This is a genomic window from Serratia sp. PL7 (assembly GCF_945957435.1).
This window is the reverse complement of the sequence record NZ_CAMFLB010000001.1, coordinates 872314-888675: the sequence shown is the minus strand read 5'-3', so window position 1 is coordinate 888675 and position 16362 is coordinate 872314. Positions and strand designations below refer to the sequence as shown.

Annotated in this window: 15 protein-coding genes and 1 pseudogene; 9 read left to right on the top strand and 7 right to left on the bottom strand. The window is 56.1% G+C overall.

Annotated elements, in window-relative coordinates; translation table 11 throughout:
- Positions 1-54: 54 nt before the first annotated feature.
- Positions 55-743: pseudogene (locus N6G83_RS04230) on the bottom strand (alpha/beta hydrolase).
- 822 nt (positions 744-1565) lie between these two features.
- Between N6G83_RS04230 and N6G83_RS04225 the strand changes: the two are divergent.
- The gene (locus N6G83_RS04225; RefSeq protein WP_025303098.1) at positions 1566-1742 is read left to right on the top strand and encodes a GhoT/OrtT family toxin; all 177 of its coding nucleotides are present in this window, start codon (positions 1566-1568) and stop codon (positions 1740-1742) included.
- Positions 1743-2008: 266 nt separating this feature from the next.
- Here the strand turns inward: N6G83_RS04225 and N6G83_RS04220 are convergent, their stop codons facing one another.
- Positions 2009-2302, bottom strand: a complete 294-nt coding sequence (locus N6G83_RS04220) for a hypothetical protein (protein WP_043142999.1) — start codon at positions 2300-2302, stop codon at positions 2009-2011.
- A 225-nt stretch (positions 2303-2527) separates the two neighbouring features.
- Between N6G83_RS04220 and N6G83_RS04215 the strand changes: the two genes are divergently transcribed.
- The 3 genes from N6G83_RS04215 (at position 2528) to N6G83_RS04205 (ending at position 5149) form a co-directional block, all read left to right on the top strand.
- Positions 2528-3010, top strand: coding sequence for a hypothetical protein (locus tag N6G83_RS04215; protein ID WP_025303100.1), 483 nt, complete (start codon positions 2528-2530; stop codon positions 3008-3010).
- 307 nt (positions 3011-3317) lie between these two features.
- Positions 3318-3872 (top strand): 3'-5' exonuclease, encoded by a 555-nt coding sequence (locus N6G83_RS04210; protein ID WP_060433215.1) that lies wholly within the window; start codon positions 3318-3320, stop codon positions 3870-3872.
- An 83-nt stretch (positions 3873-3955) separates the two neighbouring features.
- Positions 3956-5149 (top strand): multidrug effflux MFS transporter, encoded by a 1194-nt coding sequence (locus N6G83_RS04205; RefSeq protein ID WP_025303101.1) that lies wholly within the window; start codon positions 3956-3958, stop codon positions 5147-5149.
- Between the two features lie 8 nt (positions 5150-5157).
- On the opposite strand, the gene dadX is transcribed toward N6G83_RS04205, so the two are convergent.
- Positions 5158-6231, bottom strand: coding sequence for a catabolic alanine racemase DadX (dadX, locus tag N6G83_RS04200; RefSeq protein ID WP_043143003.1), 1074 nt, complete (start codon positions 6229-6231; stop codon positions 5158-5160).
- Positions 6232-6307: 76 nt separating this feature from the next.
- Complete coding sequence (locus N6G83_RS04195) at positions 6308-7612, bottom strand: D-amino acid dehydrogenase (protein ID WP_167324364.1); 1305 nt, start codon at positions 7610-7612, stop codon at positions 6308-6310.
- A 539-nt stretch (positions 7613-8151) separates the two neighbouring features.
- Here N6G83_RS04195 and N6G83_RS04190 point away from each other — a divergent pair.
- Positions 8152-8469, top strand: a complete 318-nt coding sequence (locus tag N6G83_RS04190) for an antibiotic biosynthesis monooxygenase (RefSeq protein ID WP_260514760.1) — start codon at positions 8152-8154, stop codon at positions 8467-8469.
- Positions 8470-8515: 46 nt separating this feature from the next.
- Here the strand turns inward: N6G83_RS04190 and zinT are convergent, their stop codons facing one another.
- Positions 8516-9166 (bottom strand): metal-binding protein ZinT, encoded by a 651-nt coding sequence (zinT, locus tag N6G83_RS04185; protein WP_025303105.1) that lies wholly within the window; start codon positions 9164-9166, stop codon positions 8516-8518.
- Between the two features lie 296 nt (positions 9167-9462).
- Between zinT and N6G83_RS04180 the strand changes: the two genes are divergently transcribed.
- The gene (locus tag N6G83_RS04180; protein ID WP_025303106.1) at positions 9463-10998 is read left to right on the top strand and encodes a SpoVR family protein; all 1536 of its coding nucleotides are present in this window, start codon (positions 9463-9465) and stop codon (positions 10996-10998) included.
- A gap of 60 nt (positions 10999-11058) precedes the next feature.
- Here N6G83_RS04180 and fadR read toward each other — a convergent pair whose 3' ends face one another.
- Positions 11059-11778: a fatty acid metabolism transcriptional regulator FadR gene (gene fadR, locus N6G83_RS04175; protein WP_025303107.1), complete on the bottom strand. Its 720-nt coding sequence runs from the start codon at positions 11776-11778 to the stop codon at positions 11059-11061.
- 242 nt (positions 11779-12020) lie between these two features.
- Between fadR and nhaB the strand changes: the two genes are divergently transcribed.
- The 3 genes from nhaB to N6G83_RS04160 all read left to right on the top strand — a co-directional run bounded on the left by nhaB (position 12021) and on the right by N6G83_RS04160 (position 15690).
- On the top strand, positions 12021-13586 hold the full coding sequence (gene nhaB, locus N6G83_RS04170; protein WP_025303108.1) for a sodium/proton antiporter NhaB: 1566 nt from the start codon (positions 12021-12023) through the stop codon (positions 13584-13586).
- Positions 13587-13705: 119 nt separating this feature from the next.
- A complete protein-coding gene (gene dsbB / locus N6G83_RS04165) occupies positions 13706-14236 on the top strand; it encodes a disulfide bond formation protein DsbB (RefSeq protein ID WP_004932277.1) in 531 nt (176 codons plus the stop codon).
- A 692-nt stretch (positions 14237-14928) separates the two neighbouring features.
- Positions 14929-15690, top strand: a complete 762-nt coding sequence (locus tag N6G83_RS04160; RefSeq protein ID WP_142590307.1) for an aspartyl/asparaginyl beta-hydroxylase domain-containing protein — start codon at positions 14929-14931, stop codon at positions 15688-15690.
- Positions 15691-15810: 120 nt separating this feature from the next.
- On the opposite strand, the gene N6G83_RS04155 is transcribed toward N6G83_RS04160, so the two are convergent.
- Positions 15811-16257, bottom strand: a complete 447-nt coding sequence (locus tag N6G83_RS04155) for a YcgN family cysteine cluster protein (RefSeq protein ID WP_025303110.1) — start codon at positions 16255-16257, stop codon at positions 15811-15813.
- Positions 16258-16362 lie beyond the last annotated feature (105 nt).

Sequence of the window (16362 nt, the reverse complement as noted above, 5' to 3'; positions counted from 1 at the left end):
CAGCGGAGGAATAGTCTGTCACCTTTTATTCCGAAGAACCTTTCGGCTCTTGCTTTATTGCGAACCGGCCGCTTCGTCAATCAAACTCGCCACCTCCTCGGCGTGAGAGACCAGCGAGGCGTGGCTGGCATTGAGTACCATCACTTTCTTAGGCTGCAGCCGCTGCGCCATACGTCGCTGATTCTCCGGGGCTATCATGCGATCGTCGCTGGAGAGTTGATACCATGACGGTTTATGTTTCCAGGCAGGTTCACCGAGGGTGTTACCAAAGGTATCAGCCAGCGGAGCCTTCTGCGCCACCGCCATCACCAGCGCCTCGTCGGCGGTCAGATCCTGGCAAAAGCTTTCGTGAAACTTGTCGGTTTTGATCCACAGATAACCGTCGCTGTCCGGGGTCAAATTCTCGACTGCCGCAGGAGGATGCGCTTGCGTAATACCGCCGGCACTTTCACCGGCATCCGGCGCAAACGCGGCGATGTAGACCAGGCCAACCACGTTAGGCTGGTTGCCCATTTCCGTGATCACGGCACCACCGTAAGAGTGCCCTACCAACACTACCGGTCCCGCTTGCTGCGCGACCATCTTACGCGTACGTTCGGCATCCTCAGCCACCGGGTCAACGGCATTTCTACCGCATGAATCGCCGAATAGCCCCTGCGTGACAACTCGATGATAACCTTACTCCAGTGCGCGGCGCCGCCCCAGAATCCATGTACCAGCACGATAGTGGGTTTTGTGCTCATTGCCGACTCCTCATCTCATAGGAAAGCGCCGTAGACAGATGAACGCCCCCCCTTAAGAGACACGCCTGGCTGCCTTCGACGTCACACAGTCCCTATTTTATATAGTCAGCCCCACAGCGTTCAGCAATAGCTACGACGAGTTAACGTCCCCTGCTTTTCCGGCGTCGCCACGGCCTATCGACGCGGCTTACGCCGCAATGCCAGAGAAAAAAACGGGATTAAAACTAGGATTTTTACCCATGACGATCTAAAATTTCGCGCAAAAACAAAGAGAAGTAAATTTGACTCACGGGAAAAGGAATGAAGTTGTGAAGGAAATGATCTCCATCGTTTTTATGGCATGCCTGCTGGCGCTGCTGTTTTCGTGGCTGTTCGTCTACGGTCTTAACATTCATTAAACCTACAACGACAACAATCCCTCTTCCCGACTCGTCAGCGGCGCATCGTTACGATGCGCTAAAACCGACGCTTAAAGGGCTCGCGAACGGACAACGGCACTTCACCTCAGCCTTTTTGCCGCAAATACATCATTAATTTTTATGAATTATAGACTCATCGCGTTTCCCCCCCCTCACAGGCCCTTTTACTGCTCAGCGGAGTTCCTCCAAAACGATGGCTTGCCTGACGCAGAATGTTACCGGTAACTATGCTGTTGATTTCTTTTGGTAATAAACGTAAAGCCGTTAATAACCCCACGTTCTTTATAGAAATGAATTATGCGTCCTTATGAATAAAGGTTTGAATAAACGGCCTTTGGTCATTGATTATCCCCCGCCAAGCTCCTAGAATTCGCGCGTAAAAATACAATTGGGATCGGGTTTCATGTCGCCGCTGTGGGTTGCAACGCAATACTGTTATTTTATTGGTCTTTTAGTTTCTATGGTTTTCACCTACCTGGTTAGCCGGGACACCGTCAAAATTCGCTGTATCAGCGCAGTGACCATCGGGTTAACCTGGCCGTTGAGCCTGCCGGTCGTGTTGCTGTTTTCGCTGTTCTAACGCCCCCCATGCCGCGCGGTGGCTTTTAAGCAATCGTGTTAATGAAATGAGGCTGACCACCGACGTCGTGGTTTTGGGCGAGGGATAAAAAAACGCCAGCGCAAGGCTGGCATGAAAACTGGAAGCAATGTGAGCAATGTCGTGCCGGATCGGGGGGCACAGAAGGAGACAACCCTTTTCCCCTCACCGGCGAAACAAATGATAATACGTCTCATTATTGAATGTAAAGTCATTTCCCCACGCAACTTTTTCCCTTTGGAAAACTATCAGCCGCGCGGCGCTCGCCAGCGCTGATACAGTCGCCCTCCCCCCCACACCAGCAGCCAGAGCAAAACATTGAACCCCAACCATAGCATCAGCAAATAGAAGAAAGTCTGATAGCTGGGTATGCCCCGATCGGCCAAAAACGGGTTAAAGTGAAAAAATTTGACGATCGCGAACGGATTAAGATTGAAACGGTTGAACACGGCCGTCGTCAACAACGGTGGCAACAGTGTGTAAAATGTCAGGCTGAACAGCAGCAGGATTTTTGTGCCAGAAGTGTTTTTATAATCTCTCATATCAATGTATTACGTCTTCCATTGTGGTGGGAAAACCGCCAGACATTCGCACGCTAATCGACCCCGCAAGCGCCAAAGAGTTCCAGGTCAACGCGGAAATAAAGCCGTTCATGCGTTTAATTGTCATTTAGCGCACGGGTGATATATACCCAGTGGATTTAAAATTACGATGTCGCCGCGTCGTCTTCAACCGCAGCGTTTGCATGGCATCATCAGGAGGCATTAATGAAACCGGACGCACTCTCCCTGCCGCCGAACCCGAAAAAGCTCAAAGTCATCTACGGCTGGTATATTTACGTGATCTATATCCTGCTGGTTTTCAACATTTACATGGCGGTCTACAACGTCTGCGTTCGGCATCCGATCGAGGCCCCGCTACTGTCGCTTTTTCACAGCCTGTTCATCGCGTTGATGCTGCAGCAGGTACTCAGGAAGAACGTCGTTTTCGCCTGGATCTTGCTGAGCTATTTTATTCTGATGCGCCTCTATTACGCCAATGTGCTGCATGTCGAGTTCACGCTGGTGAGCCGCGGCCTGGTGCTGCTGATTCTGACGCTGCTGCTGACCGGCGGCGTGGCCGTCGGGCAGTTGGCCACGCCGCCGCAGCGACATGACTGGCTGGCGCGGCTGGGCTGGCGGCAATGGGGAGCGCTCATGGCGCTGGCGGCCATCCTGACCCCGTTGATTACCACCGACTATCTGGGGTAAACAGACTGCTACTTAGGGATATGAGGTTCGGAAATGTCTACGACGCGGCATATTTTAGTGAAGTTGCCCGCCTTCTCACAGATCTTGTCCGTGACGAACATGCTAAGGTAGCCCAGCAACAGCAAGTAGCCGACCATGCACAGAATAAAGATAAGCGTTCTCACCGATAACGACCAACCTGATAAGAGTATCCCGAGCATCATAACCTGAACGCGGCGCTTTAAAAGGATTTCATGTGCGCATCGGCCCGCATCGGCGCACGTTCTGTAGTAATATTAAGCCACCACGCCTACCACCGGAAACGCCGATGCACCATCTGATGTTAGACATTGAAACCCTGGACACAAAACCCAGCGCCGTCATTCTGGTGGTTGCGGCGGTGTTTTTCGATCCCCAAACCGGGGAACTGGGCGCCGAATTCGAAGCCGCCGTCAGTTGCCAGAAAGAGCAACCGGGCCGTACCATCAGCCTGGATACGGTTGCCTGGTGGGCGAAACAGTCCGACGAAGCGCGCAAACAGGCCTTCGGCGGCACCGAGAGCCTGAAACGCGTGTTGAGCAGCCTCAGCCGCTTTATCCATATGAACAGCACCGATACGGTGAAAGTCTGGGGCAACGGCAAAGAGTTCGACTGTGCGATCCTCGAACACGCCTTCCAGCAGCTGGAAATGCCCTGCCCGTGGAAATTCTGGGATACTCAGGACGTGCGCACGGTGATCACGTTGGCAGAACTTCACGGCTTTAACCCCAAAAAGACACGCCCGTTCGAAGGCATGCCGCACCGTGCGTTGGATGATGCTCGCCACCAGGCCCGTTACGTGGCCGATGCCGTCTCGGCGCTCTATTACCGCCAGGGGGCGTAGCGCTGACCCGCTTTGCCCCTTTTCATTTGTCGCCGGAGTCTCTACTCTAGCCCTCTTTGTCACTCGGACGTGCCTTTCCTGTTATGCAAAAGTTTCTGTTTATGCTTCTCAGCCTGGTGCTGCTCGGCCCATTAGGCATCGATCTTTACCTGCCGACCATTCCCGCCATTGCCGTCGGCCTGGGCAGCAGCGAAGCGCTGATCCAATCCACCATTTCACTGTTTATTCTGGTGCTCGGCCTCGGCCAGGTCATCGCCGGCCCGCTGGTGGATAACTATGGCCGCAAGCCGGTGGCGCTGGCCGGCATTATCCTCTACATGATCGGCGCCGCGATGGCGGCGCTGGCTACCAGCCCGACGCTTTTCATCGCTTCGCGTCTGCTGCAAGGGGTGGCGGTTTGCTGCACCGCCGTCGTCGCCTTCAGCGGCGTGCGCGACCGCCTGAATGGTGACGACGCTGCCCGCGCCTTCGGCTTTCTCAATGGCACGCTGAACATCATCCCCGCGCTGGCGCCGCTGCTCGGCGGCCTGCTCGCCGAAGCCTTCGGCTGGCGAGCCCCTTTCTGGTTCCTGGTCGGTTATGCGCTGCTGGTGTTGGTGCTCATCGCGCTGCGCCTGCCGGAAACCCGCCCTGCCGACACCGTCCCAGTCAAGGGGCTGCCGGTACGCCAATATGCGCGCATCCTCAGCGAACGGCGTTTCCTTTCCTTTGCGGTAGTGAACTCCGGGGCGATGGGCATGGCGCTGACCTACGTTTCCCTGGCACCGAACGTGCTGATGGGCACCGCCGGCCTGACCCCGCTGCAATTTTCGCTGGTGTTCGGCGCCAACGGTTTCTGGATCATGCTGGTCAGCTTCTTCGCCAACCGCATCATCCACAAGGTAGGCCGTCCGGTTTGCCTGGCGACCGGCGGCATTTTGATGGGGCTGGGCTGTCTGGGGTTGCTGCTGGGCGTCATGCTGCTGCCCGCGGCGGCGCAAGCGCACTGGCTGGCGTATATGCTGCCGGTCGCCAGCGCCTGCGCCGGGTTGGCGTTCGTGATGGGTCCGGCCACCAGCTACGCGTTGGAGCCGTACTCCAATGAGGCAGGCGTCGCGTCCGCGCTGGTCGGTTTCGTACAGATGGCCGGCGGTGCCGCACTGGGGCTGGTGGCGATGGCGTTGCCGTTGCAGCCGAAGTTGTCGCTGGCATTGGTCATGCTGGCGGGCTGCCTGCTGGCGCTGCACGCGCGGCGGCTCAGCAAGCAGATTAAAGGGCAGATAAAAAAAGTCGCCTGAGCCGCGGCTCAGGCTTCGGTGACGACCGGCACCCGCGCCGCTAACGCCGACAGCAGCTCATAACCCAACGTTCCTGCCGCCGTGGCCACCTCGTCCACCGGCAGGCGTTTCCCCCACAGCTCCACGTCGGCGCCCAATTCGACTTGTGGACAGGGCGTCAGATCCACCGCCAGCATATCCATCGACACCGTTCCCAGGGTGCGCGTCAGCACGCCGTCAACCCACACCGGCGTACCGGTCGGCGCATGACGCGGATAGCCGTCGGCGTAACCGCAGGCCACCACGCCGATACGCTGCGTGCCGGCGGCGCTGTAACGGCCGCCATACCCCACGCGATCGCCAGACTTCAGTTGCTGAATGCCGATGATCTCGCTGCTCAGCGTCATCGCCGGCTGCAGCCCCGTCCCCGCAACATCATTCCAGCAACCGCTCGGCGAAGCGCCATAGAGAACAATCCCAGGGCGGACCCAACTGCCGTGGGTCGAAGGGTGCCACAGCGTGGCGGCCGAGTTAGCCAGGCAGCGCGGCAACGGTATATCGACTGCCGCTGCCTCGATAGTGGCCATCTGCTGGGCCACACCTTCCGGGCCGTCGGCGGTGGCGAAATGGCTCATCAGCGTAAGCTCGCCGATATTGGCAACCGCCTGCGCCCTGCGCCACACCTCATGCAGCCGATCGGGTGCGAACCCCAACCGATTCATGCCGCTGTTCACTTTCAGATAGACATTGAGCGGCGCGTTCAGCGTGGCGTCGGCGATCGCCGACAGCTGCCAGTCGCTGTGCACCGCCGTCGTCAGGCGATAACGGTCGAGCAACGCCAGATCCTGCGGCTGGAAGAATCCCTCCAGCAGAAGAATCGGCCCTTGCCAACCCGACTCGCGCAGCAGCACCGCTTCGGCCAGATCTAGCATGGCGAAGCCGTCGGTTTGCGCCATGCTGCGCCAAACGTGTTTGATGCCGTGGCCATAGGCGTTGGCCTTGACCACCGCCCAAACTTTGGCGCCGGGAGCGAAACGGCGCACCACCTGCAGGTTATTTTCAATCGCGCCGAGATGCATCGTGGCGGTTATCGGACGGGGCATCGGTTCTCCTTGGGGCAGCGTACAGCGGCCACGCGCGCCTGCGCGTGGCCGGAAAAGTCTATGACAACGTCGACGATTAACGTGCGGGATGCACGTCGTTCAGCGGAACCGCGTGTTGCTGGCGAAACCCGGCGCTGTAACGCGCCACCGCCAGGTCATCGGAAGGGATCGCCGGCGTAATGCCGGACATCAGATCGGACAACAACTGCCCGGAGCCGCAGGCCATCGTCCAGCCCAACGTGCCATGCCCGGTATTGAGATACAGGTTCTTCAGCGAAGTGCGGCCGACAATTGGCGTGCCGTCCGGCGTCATCGGCCGCAGGCCGGTCCAGAACGTCGCCTCTTCCACTCTGCCGCCGTTCGGGTAGAGATCGCGCACCACCATCTCCAGCGTTTCGCGCCGTTTTTGCTCCAGCTGGGTATTGAAACCGACGATCTCCGCCATGCCGCCGACGCGAATGCGCTGGTCAAAACGCGTGATGGCGATTTTATACGTCTCATCCAATACCGTAGAGAACGGCGCCGCCGCTTCGTCGGTGATAGGAATGGTCAACGAATAGCCCTTCAGCGGGTAAACCGGAATGGACACCAGGCCGCGCAGCAGCGCCGTGGAGTACGAGCCGAACGCCACCACATAGCTGTCGGCCTTAAACACTTCCTCGCCGCACTGGACGCCGGCGATCTTGTCGCCTTCAACCAGCAGACGATCGACGCCGCGGTTGAACAGGAAGGTTACGCCCGCCTGCTCTGCCATCTTCGCCAACTGTTGCGTAAACAGCTGGCAATCGCCGGTCTCGTCGTTCGGCAACTGCAGGCCGCCGGTCAGCTTGTGCGCCACCTGCGCCAACGCCGGCTCGACGCTACCGAGTTGGCCGGCTTCCAGCAATCGGTAAGGCACGCCGGCATCTTCCAATACCGCAATGTCTTTCGCGGCGTTTTCGAACTGTTGTTGAGTGCGGAACAGCTGCAGCGTGCCGCCCTGGCGACCTTCGTACTGGATACCGGTTTCCTGACGCAGCGCCTTGATACAATCGCGGCTGTATTCCGCCAGACGTACCATGCGGCCTTTGTTGGTCATGTAGTGTTCGGTGTTGCAGTTTTTCAGCATCTGCCACATCCAGTTGAGCTGGAAGCTGCTGCCATCGAAACGGATGGCCAGCGGCGCATGGCGCTGGAACATCCACTTGATGGCCTTAAGCGGCACGCCCGGCGCCGCCCAGGGTGCGGCATAGCCCGGTGAGATCTGCCCAGCGTTCGCAGCGCTGGTTTCCAGTGCGGGGCCTGGCTGACGATCGATCACCGTCACCTCATGCCCCGCCTTCGCCAAATACCAGGCACTGGCTACGCCCACCACTCCACTACCTAAAATTACCACTCGCATCGCTGACTCCAGCCTAAGGCTTCACAAAGCATAATCTTCTGCTCACAGGAAATTAACTCAGTGAAAAAATCCGTCCAACAACTTCGTCATCAAACGTGACAATATTCACAATTAATTTATCGTCGATGGGTCATGCATTTGCAATAGCCACCTGAAAATAGCGATAAGATGCGGTTTAGAGGGGCCTATGGCGTCAAACCGCCGCTGAATAGATAGCAATGCTATCAATGATAGCAATCAAAAAAGGCGTAATAAGCAACATTGATTTAACAGAATATAAAAATACCAGCCAGTACATAAGCAGAACAAAAAACTAATAAAATAAAAAATTCCAACATAACAAACAAAGAGAGCCCCCTCCCTCCGCAGCAGAAAAATCGCGTAAAATTACAGCTACCGTTAACCTTGCTTTCAGTGCTGGAATAAAACACCCGAGCCCTTAGCCCGCCCGTTTACATTGAACGCTGCAGCACGATATGAACGTTAACGCCAGAAGCAACGCCTAAAGTTCACACTGTCGCTATCGTGGAGAACGCCTTATGTTCATCGCCATCTACCAATTTTCAGTCAAAACCGGGCACGAACACGCCTTTCGCCAGGCCTGGCTTGAATTGACCCAAGGTATCTATCTGCAGCGCGGCAGCCAAGGCTCGCGCCTGCATCAGGATGTGAGCGGGCAGTTTATCGGCTATGCACAATGGCCAAGCCGAGTCGCATGGGAAAGCGCCGGTGATATTCAGTTGGATGAACGCTACCGGCAAGCCCGGGAACGAATGCGTGCGACCTTGCTGGCGGATAAAACGCTGTTTGAAATGGAAGTGACGGACGATTATCTGCAAGTCAGACCGTTTGACTGAGGACAAGCCCACCTAAGCGGGCTTGGGGTCGCGGGAGCGGGGGGCATCAATGATGCAGCATCTCGTCCACGACTTCTTTGGTCTGCAGTTGGAATGGGTAGTAAGTCGGCCAGTTATCCATTTCTTTCAGCAACGCTTCCTGCGAGGTGTTGCCCATAAAGATATGGAAATGCGCCGATTTGCGCGGGCCGATAATGTGATCGCTGAACTGCACGAATTTCGGCGCCAGGCTGCCGGCTTCCTGGCATTCGAACAGATAACGCACGCCCTTTTTACCAGAGACATAGGTCAGGATCTTATGCCCGGCGTACTTATACTGACAAGCGCTGGCTTGGTCGCCGCGGTGAAACTCCATGACGCCGTTTTCAATACCGATGGTATCCACATCGGTGGCGTACCCTTTACGGTAATACGCCTTCACTTCTGCGAAGGTCTTGCTCTTATCCTGCGCCGCTTTCTTCTTGAACACCGGATCGAGATCCCCATTGAGCAGGTAAGGGTACACGGATTGCCACACACCCTCCCAATCCGCCAGGTCGCGATCTTTGACGTCCTTATCGTCGAACACGCCCGCCTCGGCCTTTTTTTCCACTTCCGTCAGCGGCTTGCCATGTGAATGATGCCCGTGGGCAAACGCCTGCCCGCTGATAAACAGCGCTGCCAGCGCCACCGCCACTTTGCCAAAATGCCTCGCCAAAATGCGCTCCTTGTCCGTTATTGAGAAAATTAAAAGTTACAATATAACATAACAATTTTCAATCCCTGTCGTACAACAGGCATGTGTTGCACGCCCTTGCCGCAGGGCTATACTCGGAGAAGACGCGCGGTGCTGTGCCGCCTTCTGCCAGGACGGGCGTCGAATTGAGCGCCGTTCGCGCCTTTGCGTACCGGCATTTTTATTTCACTGATTTGCAATGATTAATTATGACTTGAACTATGCTTGTTACAGGGTCTGCCGTTTGAGCAAGACCCGTGAATAATGAGGGTGCGCTGATGACTACTTCAACACATGAAAAGGTTAAGGATGATAAACGTCTGAGCGATGGACCGGACTGGACGTTCGAACTGCTGCAGGTGTATTTGGAGCAGATCGACCGCGTCGCCAAGCATTACCGGCTCGACACCTACCCCCATCAGATCGAGGTGATCACCTCCGAGCAGATGATGGACGCCTATTCGAGCGTCGGCATGCCGATCAACTATACCCATTGGTCCTTCGGCAAGAAGTTCATCGAAACCGAACAGCGCTACAAACAGGGCCAGCAAGGGCTGGCGTATGAAATCGTCATCAACTCCAATCCCTGCATCGCCTACCTGATGGAGGAGAACACCATCACCATGCAGGCGCTGGTGATGGCACACGCCTGCTATGGCCACAACTCGTTCTTCAAGAATAACTATCTGTTCCGCAGCTGGACCGACGCCAGTTCCATCGTCGATTATCTGTTGTTCGCCCGTCACTACATCAGCCAGTGCGAAGAACGCTACGGCGTAGAAGAAGTGGAACGGTTGCTGGACTCCTGCCACGCACTGATGAGCTACGGCGTCGACAGGTACAAACGCCCGCAGAAAATCTCCTTGGTGGAAGAGAAAGCGCGCCAGAAAAGCCGCGAAGAATATCTGCAAAGCCAGGTGAACACGCTATGGAAGACCCTGCCACGCGTCGAGCGCGAAGAGTCGCCGGAGCAGGCTCGTCGCTATCCAAGCGAACCGCAGGAAAATATCCTCTATTTTATCGAGAAGAACGCACCGCTACTGGAACCTTGGCAGCGTGAGGTGTTACGCATCGTGCGCAAAGTCAGCCAGTATTTCTACCCGCAAAAACAGACTCAGGTGATGAACGAAGGCTGGGCCACCTTCTGGCACTACACCATCCTCAACCATTTGTACGACGAGGGTCGTGTGACCGAGCGGTTTATGCTGGAGTTTTTACACAGCCACACCAACGTGGTGTATCAGCCGCCTTACAACAGCCCGTACTATAACGGCATCAACCCTTATGCACTGGGCTTCGCCATGTTCCAGGACATCAAGCGCATCTGCCAATCACCGACCGAGGAAGACCGCTACTGGTTCCCGGACATCGCCGGAAAAGACTGGTTGGAGACACTGCACTTCGCCATGCGCGACTTCAAGGACGAGAGCTTTATCAGCCAGTTCCTGTCGCCCAAAGTGATGCGCGACTTCCGCTTGTTCACCGTGCTGGACGACGATCGCAACAACTATCTGGAAATTGCCGCGATCCACAACGAGGCCGGCTACCGGGCGATCCGTCAGGAGCTGTCTGCACAATACAACCTGAGCAATCACGAGCCGAACATTCAGATCTGGAACGTGGACCTGCGCGGCGACCGCTCGCTAACATTGCGTTATATCCCACAGGAGCGTGCGCCGTTGGATAAAAGCCGTCGCGACGTGTTGAAGCACCTGCACCGCCTGTGGGGCTTCGACGTGATCCTAGAACAGCAAAACGAAGACGGCAGCGTGGAGCTGCTCGATCGGTGCCCGCCGCGACCAACGCCGCTGTAATCCGCCATAACGACAAAGGGCGCCAAAATGGCGCCCTTTCTTAATTTCATTAATACGCAATCAGCGACGCGCTTCGGTCAGATCGCTCGGCATGGTGCCCTGCATGCTCTGCCAAATCGCCCCGCTGTCTTTACCGTAGTTGCGCACGGTGTCCATCACCTGGTCGTACAGCTTCTCATGGCACAGCGTGGACAGCTTGCTGTAGAAGGTCAGCGCCAGCTTGCGCGCTTCCGGGTTGGAGAAGTAGTAACGGCCCACGCGGGTGTACAGCCCTTTCAGGCCGTTGAAAATCAAGCCGTAGATCGGGTTGCCAGAAGCGAACGCCAAACCACGGAAGATCTCGTAATCGAGCAGATTGAACGCGTCTGCCTGATCTTCTACCTCGGCGGCTTTCGCCAGCACTTCCTGGGCCTGTTCCGGATGATTGCGCACCGCGGCGCGAATAAAGATCGACGCGATATTGGTGCGCACGGACAGCAGGTTATCGATCAGCTGCGGGACGCTTTTGTGATCGAGACGGGCTACGGTCTCAAGGATATTGAGGCCGGACGTTTCCCAGAAATTGTTCACTTTGGTCGGTTTGCCATGCTGAATGGTCAACCAACCATCGCGGGCCAGACGTTGCAACACTTCACGTAACGTAGTGCGCGTGACGCCAATCAACTCCGAAAGCTCACGCTCCGCGGGCAAAATAGAGCCAGGGGGGAAGCGATTATTCCAAATACTCTCAATAATGTACTCTTCCGCGAAACCGGCAGGACTCTGCGCCTTTATGACCATGTGTTTGACGTTCCGTTGCGACGATAAAATCAGTAAAAGTAATCAGCTCATCATACCAGATCGTGCTGACATGACATAGCGTGAGCGAAAAACAATAAACGAAAGTGTGCATAAAGTGGCAAAAAACGCGCAAAAACACCGGCCGAAGGAAATTTGCCGCCGTAAAACAAGCTCCGGTTGCACACGCCCCCACCGCATTGTTAGGGTACGTGCTACGACTGATTAAGGATGCATAGAGGACAATGGAAACAACCCTGCGCAGCGCCCTGCTCAAAAATTTTCTGGGGCAATCTCCCGACTGGTACAAACTGACCATTCTCATTTTTCTGGCGATCAACCCCCTGGTGTTCTTTTTCGCCAGCCCGTTTATTGCGGGTTGGCTGCTGGTGGTCGAGTTCATCTTTACCCTGGCGATGGCGCTGAAATGCTACCCGTTGCTGCCGGGCGGCCTGCTGGCGCTAGAGGCCGTGGCCATCGGCATGACCAGCCCGGCGCAGGTTTCGCAGGAAATCGAACATAATCTGGAAGTGTTGCTGCTGCTGATCTTTATGGTGGCAGGCATCTACTTTATGAAGCAGCTGCTGCTGTTCGTGTTCACCAAGCTGCTGCTCAACATCCGTTCGAAAACGCTGCTGTCGCTGGCGTTTTGCCTGGCCGCCGCCTTCCTTTCTGCCTTCCTCGACGCGCTGACGGTCGTGGCGGTAGTGATCAGCGTGGCCACCGGTTTCTATTCCATCTATCACAACGTGACGTCAAACCGCCCTGACGGCGACATTGGCGATGACAGTGATTTTACCGGCGAAGAGCGCAAACAGACGCTGGAGCAATTCCGCGCCTTTCTGCGCAGCCTGCTGATGCACGCCGGCGTCGGCACCGCGCTCGGCGGGGTCATGACCATGGTGGGCGAGCCGCAAAACCTGATTATCGCCAAAAACGCGGGCTGGGGTTTTATCGATTTCTTCCTGCGTATGGCGCCGGTCACGCTGCCGGTGTTGGTGTGCGGCCTGCTGGTGTGTTGGCTGGTAGAACGTTTTCGCCTGTTTGGCTACGGCGCGCAATTGCCGGGAGCGGTGCGCGACGTGCTGAAAGAGTATGACCGCAAGGCCAGCGCAGGCCGTAGCAAACAAGAACGGCTTAAATTGGTGATGCAGGCGCTGATCGGCGTTTGGCTGGTGCTGGCGTTGGCCTTCCATCTGGCAGAAGTTGGGCTGATCGGCCTGTCGGTCATCGTTCTCGCCACCTCCCTGTGCGGCGTGAATGACGAGCACGCCATCGGCAAAGCGTTCCAGGAAGCGCTGCCATTCACCGCTCTGCTGACGGTGTTCTTCACCGTGGTCGCAGTGATCATCGAACAGCACCTGTTCAGCCCGGTGATCCAGTTTGTGCTGCGCGCCGAGCCCTCCTCTCAGCTTTCGCTGTTCTACCTGTTCAACGGCCTGCTGTCGTCGGTTTCCGACAACGTGTTCGTCGGCACCGTTTACATCAACGAGGCGCGCACCGCGCTGGAAACCGGCGCGATCGGGCTGAAGCAGTTCGAGCTGCTGGCGGTCGCCATCAATACCGGCACCAACCTGCCCTCGGTCGCCACCCCTAATGGGCAGGCGGCGTTTCTGTTCCTGCTGACGTCGGCATTGGCGCCGCTGGTGCGTCTGTCGTATGGCCGCATGGTCTGGATGGCCCTGCCTTATACGGTGGTGTTGACGGTAGTTGGCCTGCTGTGCGTCCAATTCACTTTGGAGCCGGCGACCGAGCTGTTGACGCAGTGGCATTGGCTGACGCTGCCGCCCATCGACACCGTCAGCCACTGAGACGGCGCCGGCAGGGTGAACCGATATTTTTACGCTGAAACCGGCCCAAGTGGCTGGCAGCGAGGGGGAATTGGTTTACACTGCCGGTTCAATTGCTTACTGCATGGAAGAATCTAGATATGTTGCAATTCTTTAACCGCTGTTCACAAGGACGCGGCGCCTGGCTGCTGATGGCCCTGACAGCGTTGGTGTTGGAACTGGTCGCGCTCTATTTCCAGCACGTTATGCTGCTGCAGCCGTGCGTGATGTGCATTTACGAGCGTTGCGCGCTATTCGGCATCCTCGGCGCCTCGTTGGTAGGCGCTATCGCGCCGAAAACCCCGCTGCGCTACGCGGCGATCTTGCTGTGGATCTACAGCGCCTGGGAAGGCGTACAGCTGGCGTGGAAACACACCATGATCCAACTGCACCCCTCGCCATTCAATACCTGCGATTTCTTCGTCAGCTTCCCGTCCTGGCTGCCGCTGGACAAATGGTTGCCGGCGGTGTTCCACGCTTCCGGTGACTGTTCCGTGCGTCAATGGCAGTTCCTGACGCTGGAAATGCCACAATGGCTGGTTGGTATCTTCGGCGCCTATCTGCTGGTGGCGCTGATTGTACTGATCGCACAGTTTGTCCGCCCACGCCGCCGCGATCTGTTCGGCCGCTGAACGGCAGACAAACAAAAAACGGCGCCACCAGGCGCCGTTTTTTTAGGGTATTACTGTCAAATTCAGAGATAACCCCATTTCAGGTATGTGTAAGGAAGTAAACGAGCACGATTAGCGCTCCAGCTACGGCAAACAGACGGACCATTTTCATTGTTATGCTCTCGAACTTGCGGGAGAGCGGCCAAATTACCCAACTTATCGTTTAAAAAGAAGCATCCCGGCTCAGTTCAGCACGTAATTTACATAACATTAAACTTCTGCAATAGCGGCGGCTAAAACCGGCCCTTCCTTTCAACCTTCGAGCATCAATAAATTACCGTTACTTATGAACGACTGCGCCTTTGTCACATTCAGAGCACAATATTTTGGTGAAGTTTACCCATAAAATCCTTATAGTATCGGCAACGTGAGTACTACCGATTTCCCTGGTGTTGTTGTGTGTCTTGCCCCTCATCTTTGCAGGGGCTTTTTTCCCCCTATCCCCCATCACGCACCCCCTTACCCGCCTTAAATAAATTGTTGGAATTTCCCTCTATCCGGCACCAAGCATCAACGCCATTCGCGCATTAAAGATTAAAATCGTTCGCGATGCTTTCCCTATGCTGAATGACGTGTTGACTCTCACCCTTTCTTCCTGTGAGCCAGGCTTTGGCTGACTACTGCACATCATATGACATCAAGGACACGATACTATGCCGGATACCACATTGCCCCCTTCGTCTCAGCGCCCGTTCCTGCGGCGCATGCTGCTCAAAGCCGGGAAAAAATTCCTGCGCTGGAACGGCGATTTTCAGACTCGCCATTCGCTGATCTCCACCACACCGCGGATCGGTAATCATGAATTTAATTGGGTCACGGCGCTGGAAGCCCGTTGGCCTGCCATTCGCGAGGAGTTGGATCGGTTGCTGGAGCACCCGGAGGATATCCCCGCGTTCCACCAAATATCACCGGATCAGCAACGCATCTCCAAAGGGGATAATTGGAAAACCTTCGGGCTGTTTGTCTACGGGCAGCGGGTTGATGAGAACTGCGCCATTTGCCCGCAGACCGCACAGGCGGTCTGCGAGATCCCCGGCATGCGCACCGCCATGTTTTCGATCCTTAAGCCGCACTATCACATCGTCCCCCACAAAGGCCCGACTCGTGCCGTGGTGCGCGCGCATTTGGGATTAATCGTGCCAAAGGATCGGGAAAAACTCTGGATCCGCGTTGACGACCAAATTCTGCACTGGGATGAAGGCAAGGTGATTTTGTTTGATGATTCCTACGAACACGAGGTTCGCAATGATACCGACGAACTGCGCGCTGTGCTGTTTCTCGATATCGACCGGCCAATGGACAAAGTAGGTACGGCGGTGAATAAACTGCTGTTCAGCCTGATCAAAGCCAGCCCATATGTGAAGCAGCCGCTGAAAAATCTGGCTAACTGGCATCGCCGCGACAAAAAAGCGTGAAATGGCGGCTTATACCATGAGCCCCACACCCGTTGGTTAGCTCAATAACGCAGAGGGCGGCATGTCTGAACACGCCGCCCTCTTGCATGAAAACGCGTATTGCTCTGCAGGCGCCCGCCTTTACCTAGCCCAGTCCGGCTTGTTGAGGATATGGTCCTGCCAGTCCACCACCTCGCTTTCACGCACCGCGATATGCCGCACCGTAATGCGCTCGCCGTGCATTGCCGCCTTGGAACCGCTCAGCAGCGGATGCCAGGGGAACAGCGGCTTGCCTTCACCGATCAGGCGATAGGCGCAGGTCGGTGGCAACCACTCAAAGGTAGTGAGATTCTCGCGCGTCAGTTTGATGCAGTCTTCTTCCAGCTCGAAGCGCCGCTCATAGTTACGGCATTGGCAGGATTTGATGTTGAGCTGGTTGCAGGCTACGTTGGTAAAATAAATCTCGTCGGTATCTTCGTCGATCAGCTTATTCAAACAGCATTGCCCGCACCCGTCGCACAGCGATTCCCACTCTTGTTCTGACATTTCCGCCAGCGTTTTCTGTTGCCAAAAAGCGAGTTGTGACATGTTAGCGTCCGGTTTCGGTAAATGGATAAGTCACCTGCGCACAGGTTCGAGGGGGGACTATATAGACATTTTAGCCACAAGATGCAAGCTTTGCCGCCGACACCG

Coding starts and splice junctions, on each gene's coding strand:
- N6G83_RS04225 (WP_025303098.1), top strand. CDS start 1,566: ATGTCGCCGCTGTGGGTTGCAACGCAATACTGTTATTTTATTGGTCTT.
- N6G83_RS04215 (WP_025303100.1), top strand. CDS start 2,528: ATGAAACCGGACGCACTCTCCCTGCCGCCGAACCCGAAAAAGCTCAAA.
- N6G83_RS04190 (WP_260514760.1), top strand. CDS start 8,152: ATGTTCATCGCCATCTACCAATTTTCAGTCAAAACCGGGCACGAACAC.
- dsbB (WP_004932277.1), top strand. CDS start 13,706: ATGTTGCAATTCTTTAACCGCTGTTCACAAGGACGCGGCGCCTGGCTG.
- N6G83_RS04205 (WP_025303101.1), top strand. CDS start 3,956: ATGCAAAAGTTTCTGTTTATGCTTCTCAGCCTGGTGCTGCTCGGCCCA.
- dadX (WP_043143003.1), bottom strand. CDS start 6,231: ATGCCCCGTCCGATAACCGCCACGATGCATCTCGGCGCGATTGAAAAT.
- nhaB (WP_025303108.1), top strand. CDS start 12,021: ATGGAAACAACCCTGCGCAGCGCCCTGCTCAAAAATTTTCTGGGGCAA.
- N6G83_RS04195 (WP_167324364.1), bottom strand. CDS start 7,612: ATGCGAGTGGTAATTTTAGGTAGTGGAGTGGTGGGCGTAGCCAGTGCC.
- N6G83_RS04180 (WP_025303106.1), top strand. CDS start 9,463: ATGACTACTTCAACACATGAAAAGGTTAAGGATGATAAACGTCTGAGC.
- N6G83_RS04210 (WP_060433215.1), top strand. CDS start 3,318: ATGCACCATCTGATGTTAGACATTGAAACCCTGGACACAAAACCCAGC.
- N6G83_RS04155 (WP_025303110.1), bottom strand. CDS start 16,257: ATGTCACAACTCGCTTTTTGGCAACAGAAAACGCTGGCGGAAATGTCA.
- fadR (WP_025303107.1), bottom strand. CDS start 11,778: ATGGTCATAAAGGCGCAGAGTCCTGCCGGTTTCGCGGAAGAGTACATT.
- N6G83_RS04160 (WP_142590307.1), top strand. CDS start 14,929: ATGCCGGATACCACATTGCCCCCTTCGTCTCAGCGCCCGTTCCTGCGG.
- N6G83_RS04220 (WP_043142999.1), bottom strand. CDS start 2,302: ATGAGAGATTATAAAAACACTTCTGGCACAAAAATCCTGCTGCTGTTC.